The 10959-nt window shown below is 71.0% G+C and carries 12 protein-coding genes; 7 read left to right on the top strand and 5 right to left on the bottom strand.

The genetic code is table 11. From position 1 onward, the window contains the following. Together G6028_RS09465 and G6028_RS09460 are read left to right on the top strand one after the other, a co-directional pair. Nucleotides 1–783: allophanate hydrolase-related protein (locus G6028_RS09465; RefSeq protein ID WP_422110530.1), on the top strand; the 783-nt coding region annotated here is incomplete at its 5' end. Nucleotides 784–874: 91 nt separating this feature from the next. Beyond that, nucleotides 875–1510: a hypothetical protein gene (locus G6028_RS09460; RefSeq protein WP_017835462.1), complete on the top strand. Its 636-nt coding sequence runs from the start codon at nt 875–877 to the stop codon at nt 1508–1510. A 3-nt stretch (nt 1511–1513) separates the two neighbouring features. Here G6028_RS09460 and G6028_RS09455 read toward each other — a convergent pair whose 3' ends face one another. Further along, nucleotides 1514–2110, bottom strand: a complete 597-nt coding sequence (locus G6028_RS09455; RefSeq protein WP_182618218.1) for an HD domain-containing protein — start codon at nt 2108–2110, stop codon at nt 1514–1516. 251 nt (nt 2111–2361) lie between these two features. Here G6028_RS09455 and G6028_RS09450 point away from each other — a divergent pair, with 251 nt between their 5' ends. Then, nucleotides 2362–2670 carry a hypothetical protein gene (locus tag G6028_RS09450; RefSeq protein WP_179524090.1) on the top strand — a complete coding sequence of 103 codons (309 nt, stop codon included), beginning with the start codon at nt 2362–2364 and terminating at the stop codon, nt 2668–2670. A 60-nt stretch (nt 2671–2730) separates the two neighbouring features. Here G6028_RS09450 and G6028_RS09445 read toward each other — a convergent pair whose 3' ends face one another. The 3 genes from G6028_RS09445 to G6028_RS09435 form a co-directional block, all read right to left on the bottom strand. After that, entirely contained in the window at nt 2731–3789 is a 1059-nt protein-coding gene (locus tag G6028_RS09445; RefSeq protein ID WP_182658720.1) for an NAD(P)-dependent alcohol dehydrogenase, read from the bottom strand. A 145-nt stretch (nt 3790–3934) separates the two neighbouring features. After that, the gene (locus G6028_RS09440; protein WP_182658719.1) at nt 3935–4708 is read right to left on the bottom strand and encodes an SDR family NAD(P)-dependent oxidoreductase; all 774 of its coding nucleotides are present in this window, start codon (nt 4706–4708) and stop codon (nt 3935–3937) included. Beyond that, the gene (locus tag G6028_RS09435) at nt 4705–6213 is read right to left on the bottom strand and encodes a flavin-containing monooxygenase (RefSeq protein ID WP_182610068.1); all 1509 of its coding nucleotides are present in this window, start codon (nt 6211–6213) and stop codon (nt 4705–4707) included. Before G6028_RS09435 ends, G6028_RS09440 begins: the two co-directional genes overlap by 4 nt. Nucleotides 6214–6303: 90 nt before the next feature. On the opposite strand from G6028_RS09435, the gene G6028_RS09430 reads away from it, so the two are divergent. From G6028_RS09430 to G6028_RS09415, 4 genes are all read left to right on the top strand, one after another. Beyond that, complete coding sequence (locus tag G6028_RS09430) at nt 6304–7350, top strand: AraC family transcriptional regulator (protein WP_179524095.1); 1047 nt, start codon at nt 6304–6306, stop codon at nt 7348–7350. Between the two features lie 62 nt (nt 7351–7412). Continuing rightward, nucleotides 7413–9029, top strand: a complete 1617-nt coding sequence (locus G6028_RS09425; RefSeq protein WP_182653251.1) for an AMP-binding protein — start codon at nt 7413–7415, stop codon at nt 9027–9029. Nucleotides 9030–9042: 13 nt separating this feature from the next. Continuing rightward, the gene (locus G6028_RS09420; protein ID WP_182658718.1) at nt 9043–10038 is read left to right on the top strand and encodes an LLM class flavin-dependent oxidoreductase; all 996 of its coding nucleotides are present in this window, start codon (nt 9043–9045) and stop codon (nt 10036–10038) included. Between the two features lie 34 nt (nt 10039–10072). Continuing rightward, nucleotides 10073–10468 carry a DoxX family protein gene (locus G6028_RS09415; protein WP_182658717.1) on the top strand — a complete coding sequence of 132 codons (396 nt, stop codon included), beginning with the start codon at nt 10073–10075 and terminating at the stop codon, nt 10466–10468. A 4-nt stretch (nt 10469–10472) separates the two neighbouring features. On the opposite strand, the gene G6028_RS09410 is transcribed toward G6028_RS09415, so the two are convergent. Next, nucleotides 10473–10959, bottom strand: a 487-nt coding sequence (locus tag G6028_RS09410) for an adenosine deaminase family protein (protein ID WP_422110529.1), incomplete at its 5' end; no start/stop codon positions are given.

Here is a 10959-nt window from a genome sequence, read left to right as displayed (position 1 = left end):
ATCATCGCCCCCGCCCGAGACATCGCGGCGGTGGACCTGTTGCGCGACCGACGGAAGGTCGAGGCACTACGGCGCGAGGCGCTCGACCAACTCGACCGGCTGGGCGCGACGGCACTGCTCGTGCCCACCGCGCCGTTCCACCCGACGATCGCCGAGGTGGAGGCCGACCCGATCGCCCTCAACAGCCGGATGGGGACGTACACGAACTTCTGCAACCTCTTCGACATGTGCGCCGTGGCGGTGCCGACCAGCGAGATCGACGAGGGGGGCCGAGGGACCGCGGAGTTCGGCGTGACCGTGGTGGGGCGGCCGTTCCACGACGGACCGGTGGCCGACATCGCCGCCGTGCTGGCCGGGGAACGCGACTCCGAGAAGGAACCACTCGTGCCGTGGCCGCTGCGCGCGGGCGCTCCGACCGTCGACCTTGTGGTGTTCGGCGCACACCGGCGTGGGGGCCCGCTCGAACACCAGCTCACCTCACGCGGCGCCGCCTGGCGTGGGCCGGTCCGGTCCAGCACCGACTACCGGATGTACCGCCTCGACACCGAACCGCCCAAGCCGGGGGTCCTGCGTCACCCGGACGGCGCCGCGTTGCTCGGCGAGAGGTGGACGGTCTCCCCGGCGGCGCTCGGCAGCTTCCTCGACCAGCTCCCCAGGCCGATGCAGCTCGGCCGGGTGACGCTCGAGGACGGCACGGAGATGGTCGGCTTCGGTTGCGAGCCCACGGCCGTCACCGCGGAGGCCGACGACCTCACCGAACTCGGGGAGTGGCCCCTCGGGTGAGCCGGGCACGGGCGGGCCGATCCCGAAGCTGCGGATACGCTGGCTGAGAGGTCCGCACCCGCCGCGACCTCGAACAGTGAGGTGAGCGCCAGTGAGTCAGCTCGTGTCCTTCTACGAGACCGCACCCGTCACCGACAAGCGCGGTCTGCTCACCGACGTCATCCAACGTCCGATGCAGGTGCGGTCGGGGTATGACGTGGTGGAGGGCGAGGTCGTCCCCCGGGTGGTCTACGTGCAGGCGCCGATCGAGGGCCGCCCGCTGTTGGTGCCGTTCGGCCAGTACGACGCGTGGAGCCTGCGGCAGCGGTTCGAGGAGGCGCTGAGGGTGATGAACACCCTGGGGGCCTGCGAGATCGAGTGCGCCACCTACAGCGCCCGCCGCAACGCCGTCGCCGCCCGGGTGGGGGTGGGACCGATGGCCGGGTGGGGCAAGGTGACCCGCACCCAGAGCACGGACTTCGACTATTCCTTCTCGGGCTCTGGGGCCTCCCCTCGAGACCCCGGGCCGATCCGGTGGACCAACATCCCCGGTCTGGACGCCGCCAAGCAGTCGGTGCTGCTCAACGGCGGACGCCGGGTGGAGATCACGATCGAGTCGGAGTCCGAGTTCGCCGCGGACTCCGACCTCGCCCGGCGCCTCAAGTCCGCCGGCCTGGTTCTCGGCCTCGAGGGGCGGACCCAGGCCAAGACCCTGCTGCGGATCAAGGCCGAGTTCCCGGCGGTGTGACCTTCAGCCGCCGCTCACCGGCGCCAGTGCCGCGACGTCGTCCACCGCCCGGCGGAGCTCACGCGAGGCCGCGCAGTCACCGAGCCGTCGGGTGACCGCATCCGCGATCGACCGGTAGAACCACAGCTTCTCCTGCGGCCCGGCGTTGAAGAGCCCCCACATGTCGTCACCCAGTCGTTCGTGGGCGGCGACCATCGAGCGCAGATTGTGGATCTTGTCCGCCGCCGAGATGAGCAGGCATTCCTCCGAGTCCTCCGCGAGCGCGGCGAGGTACCCCTCCTTGCGCACCCGCCACGGCGGGGTCTCCTCACCCGCGGTCTTCTCCTCCGAGACGCCGCGGACGAGCTCGGTGACCCGGTCGCCGAACTCGGCGATCATGTCATCGGCCGAGTAGACCGACGGCGGGACGTCCTCGAGAACGTCGTGGAGCAGCGCGGCGACCGCCACGTCCGGGTCGTCGGTGAAGTCGGACACGATCATCGCCACCGCCACGGGGTGCGCGATGTAGGGCGTCGGGTCGTCCTTGCGGGTCTGGCCGGCGTGGCAGCGGGCCGCGACCGCGAGCGCGCGGTCGATGGTGGGTGTCCAGGTGAGGGACATGGATGCTCTCCTCTGTGGGAGGGGTCCCGGTGCCGGGCGACGCCACCGGGTCGTGGGACGGGCGCCGGCGACCGGTGGTCCGGCGGCCGGGGAGCGCTGTTCTCCCACACCCCGAGTAGACACCACGGGTACGACAGGTCGGGTGGGTACCGGCCTGTACCGGGTCCGCTGGAACCGACCGGCGGGGTGGGGACGTCGTACCTCATGACCGCGATGCGAGGACGAGATCACGACGACGACGAGGTGAGCAGATGCCCGACGGGACGATCAGAGCCGATGCGGACAGGATCGGGGCCGCCGTCGCGGTGTTCCGTGAGTCCGGTGAGCGAGTCGCGGAGGTGACGTTCCCGCACGTCGCGGCGGGCGTGGCGGCCGCGCTGCCCGGGGGGTCGGCGATCGCCTCAGCCCTGGACCGGGCGTGTGGCGCGGCGGCGGTGTGCGCGACCCGGAGTTCGGGGCGCCTGACCGGGCTGGCGGACTTCGCCGAGCAGGCGCACCGGTTCCTGGAGGCGCGGGACGAGGACTTCGCGGACCTGCTCGCGCAGGTCGCCCCGCGGTGAGTCAGGCCCGTGAGTCCCCGCCCCCGTGAGTCCCCGCCCGGTGGGTCGGGCTGCCGTGGGTCAGAACGTCTTGGCGTCGATCACGAACCGGTAGTGCACGTCCGACCGGACCACTCGGTCATAGGCCTCGTTGATCTTGTCCGCCGAGATGAGCTCGATCTCGGCGGTGATCCCGTGCTCGGCGCAGAAGTCGAGCATCTCCTGGGTCTCGGGGATACCGCCGATCATGGACCCGGTCAGGATCTTGCGCCCGGCGGCGACCGACCCGGCCCGCACCGACATCGGCTCGGTCGGGATCCCGATGTTGACCAGCGCCCCGCGCGGCTTGAGCGTGGCGAGGAACCGGTCCAGCGGCAGGTTCGCGGACACCGTGTTGAGGATGACGTCGAAGGTGCCGCGCAGTTCCCGGAGCGTGGCCTTGCCCTCGTCGCCGGCGGTCGCGTAGTGCTCGACGGCGCCGTACCGCAGCGAGTCGTCCCGCTTGGAGGTGGTCTGCGACAGGACCGTCACCTCGGCGCCCATCGCCACCGCGAGCTTGACACCGACGTGCCCGAGCCCGCCCATGCCGAGCACGGCGACCTTGGTGCCCGGGCCGACGTTCCACTGCCGCAGCGGCGAGAACATGGTGATCCCCGCGCACAGCAGCGGCGCCGCCGCGGCCGGGTCGAGTCCGTCCGGAACGGACACCACCATGGGCTCCTCGACCACGATGTGGGTCGAGTACCCGCCCTGGGTGACGGGCCCCTCCGGATGGTCCTCGGGCAGCGGTGAGCCGTAGGTCGCCACAGCCCCGCGCTCGCATTCCTGCTCCTGGCCCGCGGTACAGGACGAGCACTCGTGGCAGGCTCCCACCAGGCACCCGACGCCGACGCGATCGCCGACCGTGTACCGGGCGACCTCGGAACCGACCTCCTGGACGATGCCGACGATCTCGTGTCCGGGCGCCACGGGGTAGGCGGTCTGACCCCACTCGCCGCGCACGTGGTGGATGTCGGAGTGACAGATGCCGGCGTACTCGATCTCGATGAGCACGTCGGCCGGCCCGGTGTCCCGACGCCGGATGGTGGTCTTCTCCAGAGGCGCGTCCGGTGCGGTGGCGGCGACGGCGGCGACGTCCATGTGATCTCCCTTGGGTCGAGCGGAACGTGAACTGGCTGTTGATCCCGTGGCCGCCACAGTAGAGGCGATCGTGCCGTCCCCGCTCGTCCGACGAGGTCACGGATGGCCACGGGCGGTGCAGCCGCCTCCCCGGGGGTGACGGCGGTCAACCCCGTCGTTCGACCACGCGGCCGATGAGACGCGTCCCGGCCAGGAAGGGGACGCGGGTGAACCGCTTGGAGTACCAGGTGGCGGTGCTCAGCGCGTCGGGAGTGATGACCAACCGCCGGGCCTGGATGGCCCGCACCGATCGCGCGGCGACCTTCTCCGAGGTCAAGGGGGTCTTGGAGAGGAGCATGCGCGCCGCCTCGTCGGCCTTCGGGTCGTCGCCGGAGAGGGAATCGGCGAGTCCGGACCGGAAGAACAGGGGGCATATGACGGACGCGCTGATGCCGCGGGGGCGAAGCTCGGCATCGAGGGTTTCCGCCAACGCGACCGCCGCCGCCTTGGTCGCGTTGTAGGCGCCCATCTGGGGCGCGTGCACCAGACCTGCGGCGGAGGCGGTGATGACCACCCGGCCGCCTCGCCCGAGCGTCGGGACCAGCGTCTTGCACCCGCGGACCACGCCGAGCAGATTGATGTCCACGATGCGCTGCCAGCTCTCCATCGAGGTGGCGTCCAGCCGCCCGCCGACCGCGATGCCGGCGTTGTTGATGAGGATGTCCAGCGAGTCCACGGCACGCGCGGCGGCGGCCCAGTCGTCGTCGTCGGTCACGTCGAGCCTGCGGTAGCTCCACTGGCCGGAGAGGCCGGTCACGGCGGGTGGGGCCTCGGCGTGCAGGTCGGTCAGGATGACCTCGTCGCCGGCCGCCAGGTACTCGCGGGCGAGCGCCAGACCCAGCCCCGAGGCGGCGCCGGTGATGAAGACGCGGCGGGTCATCGGACGGCCTCCTGCGGGATCTGCGCGTCGAACGCCATGTCGCGACGCTGGTCACCGAAGGTCAGCTCGGGGATCTCGGCGAGGTAGTTCTGTACATATGTCCAGGGACGGTCGGTTCCCTGCCTCGGGAAGCGGTGCACGCCGCGCTGGACATACCCGGCGTCGAGGTCCAGGAGCGGGCGATCGCCCTTCACCTCGGGCGGGATCGGGGCGTAGATTTTCTCCCCGTTCCTCTCGCCCGCGCGCCACAGCTTGACCATGTAGCGGGAGACCATGTCCGCCCGCAGGGTCCAGGAGGCGTTGACGTACCCCACGGTGAAGCTGAAGTTGGGCACGCCGGCGAGCATCATGCCGCGGTAGGTGGTCAGGTCGGCGGGCTCGAGCTCGCGGCCGTCGATGCTCAGGGTTCCGCCGCCGAACGCCTCGAGTTCCAGGCCGGTGGCGGAGACGATGACGTCCGCCTCGAGCTCCACGCCCGAATCCAGGCGGATACCGCGTTCGGTGAAGGTGTCGATGTGTCCGGTCACCACGCGCGCGCCCCGTTGCATCGCCCGGAAGATGTCCCCGTCGGGGGCTTTGCACACCCGCTGGTCCCAGGGCTTGTACGACGGGGTGAAGTGCTCGGCGATCTGCTCTCGGGAGATGTAGCGGCGTTGCAGGAGTCGCAGCCCCTGGGTGAAGGCCCAGGGGAACCGCTGAGCGACGAGATACTGGACCATGTCGCGAGCGCCGTGGGTGAAACGGGCGGCGCGGTAGGCCGGTTGTGCCGGCAGCACGCGTTGCCACACGGCGCTGATGATGTCCTTCTCGGGGAGCGGGGCGACGTAGCTCGGGGTCCGCTGGAGCATCGTGACGTCGGCGCCGAGGTTCTCCAGGGCCGGGACGAGGGTGACGGCGGTGGCTCCGGAACCGATCACGATGAACTTCCGCCCCGCGTAGTCGACGCCTTCGGGCCATAGCTGGGGGTGGATGATCTCGCCGACGAACTCCTGCTCGCCCGGGAAGTCGGGTCGGAAGCCCTGGGAGTGCGAGTAGTAGCCGGACCCGTAGTGGACGCGGCGGGCCCACACCGTGCGCTCGGTGGAGCTCCCGTCCTCCGCCCGGACGCTCGTGACCTTCCACAGGCCCTTCTCGCTCTGCCAGTCCGCGTTCTGTATCCAGGACCCCAGATGCAGGCGTTCGAGGACTCCGCACTCGCGGGCGGTGTCGCGGATGTACTCCTTGATCTCCTCACCCTGCCCGAGGGTCGAGGAGTGCGGCCAGGGGCGGAACGGGAACCCGAACGTGGCCATGTCCGAGTCCGACCGGATCCCCGGGTAGCGGAAGGTGTTCCAGGTGCCGCCCAGGTCGTCCTGTGCGTCGTGGACCTCCCACGACCAGTGGGGGAAGGTGGTGGAGACGTGGTGGGCCAGGTCGATGCCGGAGATGCCGGCGCCGACGATCAGGAGGTCCAGCGGGTTCTCGGGTGCGCCGGCCGGTGGGCGGCGGTCAGCAGAGGCTGTCATACGGAGGACGATAGTCCCGATCCCGCCGAACAAGTTGCCGAAACGCGCCAAGAGGTTGCTCTATCGCGCCATGTGGCGGAGAGTTCTGAGGTGGCATACGTCAGATCTGCAGGCCTGAGGGGCGTCAGGGCGGTGATCGATGCGCTGGGTGGCGACGCCGACGACCTGGCCCGGCGCAGTGGGCTGCCGGGCGGCGCCCTCGACAGCGACGAGATCCTGGTGCAGGATCTCGCGATCGGCTTCCTCCTCGAGACGGCGGCCGTCGAGTTGCGCTGCCCCGACTTCGGCCTGCGGGTGGCGTTGCGTCAGGACCTCGGTCTGCTCGGCCCCGTGGCCGCGGCCATCAGGCACGCCCCGACCACCACCCGGGCGTTGGAGATGACCTCCAAGTACCTGTTCTTCCACGCCCGGTCGCTCGAGATCACGGTCGTCCCGGATCCGGAGGCGGACCCCGGTGTGCTGGGGGTGCGGTTCGGTTACCGGGACGACGCGGCCGCGCTGCCTCCCCAGGCGGTCGACATGGTCCTGCTCTTCCTGCACCGGTCCATGCTCGCCCTCCTCGGGGGGGAGTACGGACTGCTGTCGGTCGAGCTCCCGAACCCGCTCAACACGGTGCCCGCTCGCTACCGGGAGCTGTTCTCCGCCCCGGCGAGACCACTCGCGTCGGCCGCGATGCTCCGCGTCCCCGCCGCGCTCCTCGGCCGGGAGATCACGGGCGGCGACCTGATGGCCCACGAGCTGGCTCTGAGCTATCTGGAACAGCACGGTCCCGCACGGGACCAGACGTACGCCGAGCGGACCAGGACCCTGCTCCTGCGGTCCCTCGACACGGGGACCTCGACCCTCGGCGACGTCGCCGCACTCCTCTCGGTCTCGCCGCGGACCCTGCAGCGGCACCTCACCGGTGAGGGCACGTCCTTCTCCGGGATCCGGGACGAGGTGCGGCGCGATGTGGCCGCCCGGTTGTTGGCCACCACCGAGATCCCCCTCTACCAGATCGCCTCGGCCCTGGCCCTCGACGACGTGACGACGTTCAGTCAGTACGCGCGCCGGTGGTGGGGGGTCACGGCCAGGCAGTTCAGGGCCGACAGGAGGGGTCCGGGCGCCGTGGGTCGGCCCGCGATCGAACTTTCCTGACGAGTGTCAGCTGGACTCGCTATGATCCAGATCACACCGCCCCTGCGTCCCCGAGGACCCCCATGGCCGACACCGTTCGCGAACAACTCCGCCGTCACGCCGACTCCGACTCCCCGGCGATCCGCTACGAGGACCTGACCATCTCCTGGCGCGAGTACATCTCGGCCGCCGACCGTCGCGCCGGAGCACTCGACGCGATGCTCGACGACTCCCGACCCCGGCACGTGGGCACGCTCCTGGAGAACACCCCGGAGATGCTCTACGCGCTCGCCGCGGGCGCTCTCGGCGGCGTCGTCATCGCGGGTATCAACGCGACTCGTCGCGGTGAGGGGCTGGCCCGCGACATCAGGCGGGCGGACTGTCAGGTCCTGCTCACCGACTCCCAGCTCGCGCCCCTGCTCGACGGGCTGGACCTGGGCGATGTCAGTGTCATCGACACGGACTCCGACGAGTGGGCGGCCACGGTCGCCGCGTCGGAGCCCCCGGCCGATCCCCCGGTGGCCGATGCCGGCGACCCGTTCATGCTCATCTTCACCTCGGGGACGTCCGGGGACCCGAAAGCGGTGCAGGTCGGCAACTTCACGGTCACCATGTCGGGCGAGGCGCTCGCTCCGTCCTTCGAGCTGACCTCCGAGGACGTGCTGTACCTGTCCATGCCGCTGTTCCACTCCAACGCCATCATGAGTGGCTTCTCGCCCGCGATCGCCGTGGGCGCCACCATGGTGCTCGCCCGACGCTTCAGTGCGACCCGCTTCGGCGACGACATCCGCAGGTACGGGGTCACGTACATGAACTACGTGGGGAAACCGCTCGCGTACATCCTCGACACCCCGGCTCGCCCCGACGACGCGGAGACCACCCTGCGCGCGGCCTTCGGGAACGAGGCCGCGGCCAAGGACATCCCCGCGTTCGCCGAGCGGTTCGGCTGCACCGTGCGGGACGCCTACGGCTCCACCGAACTCGCGATCATCGTCGTCCGGACCGAGAACTCGCCGCTCGAGTCCATCGGCGAACCGTTCCCGGGGGTCGCGGTGTACGACCCGGTGACGGTCACCGAGTGTCCCCGCGCGATCTTCGACGACACCGGTGCGGTGGCCAATCTCGACGAGTGTGTGGGCGAGCTGGTCAACACCGAGGGAGCCGGCTTCTTCGCCGGCTACTACAACAACGAGCAGGCCACGTCCGATCGCATGCGGGACGGGATGTACTGGTCCGGCGACCTGGCTTACCGCGACGCGGACGGCAACGTGTACATGGCCGGTCGCAGCGGGGACTGGCTGCGGGTCGACGGGGAGAACATGGCCGCCGGGATCGTCGAGGAGATCCTCCTCCGACATCCCGCGGTCTCCCGGGTGGCGGTGTACGGGCTGCCCGACCCCCGCGGCGTCGGCGACCAGCTCGCCGCGGCCGTGGTGGTCCGGCACGACAGCGAGCTCGAGCCCGCCGGGTTCGAGGAGTTCCTGGCCTCCCAGCCCGATCTCTCTCCCAAGGCGTGGCCGCGCTGGGTCCGGGTCTCCGATGCGCTCCCCACCACGGCGACCAACAAGATCCTCAAGAGAGCCCTGGTCGAGGACGGGGTCGGCGGCACCGCCGGCGGTGCTGACACCTGGTGGGAGCGGGAGGAGCGAGGCACGTCCTATGCGGTCCTCGCCGACTCCCGCGCGGGTACCGCGGTCTGATGGACCGCGCCTGATGGTCTACGTCGTCACCCGCTTCGACTTCCGGGCGCCCGGCGCGGACGCGGCCGAGCGCCGGGACCGCTACCGGGCGGCCCTCGCCATGGCCAGGTACGCGGAGGAGTCGGGCCAGGACACCGTCAACCTCTCCGAGCACCACGGCTCCGAGGACGACTATCTCCCGTCGCCGCTCATCGCTGCGGCGGCGGTGGCCGCGGTGACCGAGCGGATCCAGATCGCGGTGTGGGCCCTGCTCGCGCCGCTGTACGATCCGGTCCGGCTGGCCGAGGACATCGCGGTCCTCGACCACGTGGCGTCCGGGCGGGTGAGCTTCACCTTCGGGCTCGGCTACCGACCGGTCGAATACGCGATGCACTCCCGGGACTGGAAGGGGCGTGGGGCACGGCTGGAACAGCAGTTGGAGACGATGCTCGCGGCGTGGGCGGGGGAACCGGTCGGCGACGATCCGGTCGACGGTTCGCCTCGGTCGCGCGTGACACCGGGACCATTCTCGGATCCGCACCCGCTGATCTTCCTCGGCGGCGCAGGCGCGGCCGCCCGTCGGGCCGGGCGCCTGGGCATGCATTACCAACCGCAGGTCAACGATCCGGAGCTCGCCGAGTTGTACCGGGCCGAGTGTCGCGCGAACGGGCATGAGCCCGGCCTCGTGGTGACCCCGGTCTCCGGTCCCGCCGCGGTATTCTGCGCGCAGGATCCCGACGAGTTCTGGGAGAGGTACGGCGGGTACCTCCTCGCTGACGCGGAGGCCTACCGTGCCTGGCAGACGGCCTCCGGTCGCAACTCCTTCGTCCACTCCGACGCCCGCTCGGTCGAGGACCTGCGCGCCGAGGGGGTGTACCTGGTGGCCACCCCGGACCAGCTCGTCGAGCGGGTCCGGTCTCGCGAACTGGGCCTGATCGCGGGCCACCCGATGTGCGGCGGGATGCCGATCGACGCCGCGTGGGAGTCGTTGCGACTGCTCGGGGAACGAGTGCTGCCGCACGTTCGGTGAGAACGCCGCGATCGGGGTCCGTAGTCTCGGGCGAATGGGAAACGACACGGCACTCAACGACACGGCACACGCCGTCCGGTACTGGTCCATGCCCGCCGCGTTGGGGGCGATGGGCGCGCTGCACTTCGTGGCGCCCCGACCCTTCGACGGGCTCATCCCGCCGGAACTGCCGGGGAGCGCCCGGGCGTGGACCTACGGGTCCGGCGTCGCTGAGATGGCCGTGGCGGCACTGCTGGCCGTGCCGCGGACACGGGCCCTGGGCGGGGCGGCGGCGGTGGCGCTGTTCGTCGGGGTACTGCCCGGGAACCTGCAGATGGTGCGGGCCTGGCGGAGGAAGCCGGTGTGGCCCTACCAGGTGATCGCGTGGGGCCGCCTGCCGCTGCAGGTGCCGATGATCCTCGCGGCCGACAGGATCCGCCGAGGCGCCTGAGCGCTCAGCCGGCCGGGTCGGCTGCCCCGGTTTCCCACGCGTCCACCCGGGCGAGGGCGTCGCGCTTGAGATCGGCGGGCGCGAATGACGAGTCGATCGACGACCGGGCGCACGCGGCGAGACGCGCCTCGGGGATGCCCATCCGCTCGCGCGCCAGCACGTACTCGTCCACCACGTCGACGCCGAACAGCAGCGGGTCGTCGGCGCCGATCGAGCAGCGGACCCCGGCGTCGAGCAGCGCGGGGAGCGGGTGGTCCCCGAGCGTGGGGTAGACGCCCAGAACTACGTTCGAACTCGGGCACACGTCCAGGCAGACCCCGCTCGCGGCGAGCTGTTCGACCAGCCGGGGGTCCTCGGCGGCGCGGACCCCGTGCTGGATGCGGTCGACGCCCAGCTGCAGTGCGGACCGCACCTCCTCGGGCCCGGCCAGCTCCCCGGCGTGGGGCACCACGCCCAGACCGGCGTCGCGGGCGATCGCGAAGGCCTCCGCC

Origin of the sequence: Dietzia cercidiphylli (assembly GCF_014145145.1) — a bacterium.
GTDB classification, from domain to species: Bacteria; Actinomycetota; Actinomycetes; order Mycobacteriales; family Mycobacteriaceae; genus Dietzia; species Dietzia natronolimnaea.
Note: the sequence above shows the minus strand (reverse complement) of the source record. Positions and strands in the feature narration are given on the sequence as shown.

What these genes read in the sequence shown, in the direction of transcription:
- G6028_RS09455 (WP_182618218.1), bottom strand. Translation starts at nt 2,110, where the DNA reads ATGTCCCTCACCTGGACACCCACCATCGACCGCGCGCTCGCGGTCGCG.
- G6028_RS09450 (WP_179524090.1), top strand. Translation starts at nt 2,362, where the DNA reads ATGCCCGACGGGACGATCAGAGCCGATGCGGACAGGATCGGGGCCGCC.
- G6028_RS09445 (WP_182658720.1), bottom strand. Translation starts at nt 3,789, where the DNA reads ATGGACGTCGCCGCCGTCGCCGCCACCGCACCGGACGCGCCTCTGGAG.
- G6028_RS09440 (WP_182658719.1), bottom strand. Translation starts at nt 4,708, where the DNA reads ATGACCCGCCGCGTCTTCATCACCGGCGCCGCCTCGGGGCTGGGTCTG.
- G6028_RS09435 (WP_182610068.1), bottom strand. Translation starts at nt 6,213, where the DNA reads ATGACAGCCTCTGCTGACCGCCGCCCACCGGCCGGCGCACCCGAGAAC.
- G6028_RS09425 (WP_182653251.1), top strand. Translation starts at nt 7,413, where the DNA reads ATGGCCGACACCGTTCGCGAACAACTCCGCCGTCACGCCGACTCCGAC.
- G6028_RS09420 (WP_182658718.1), top strand. Translation starts at nt 9,043, where the DNA reads ATGGTCTACGTCGTCACCCGCTTCGACTTCCGGGCGCCCGGCGCGGAC.
- G6028_RS09415 (WP_182658717.1), top strand. Translation starts at nt 10,073, where the DNA reads ATGGGAAACGACACGGCACTCAACGACACGGCACACGCCGTCCGGTAC.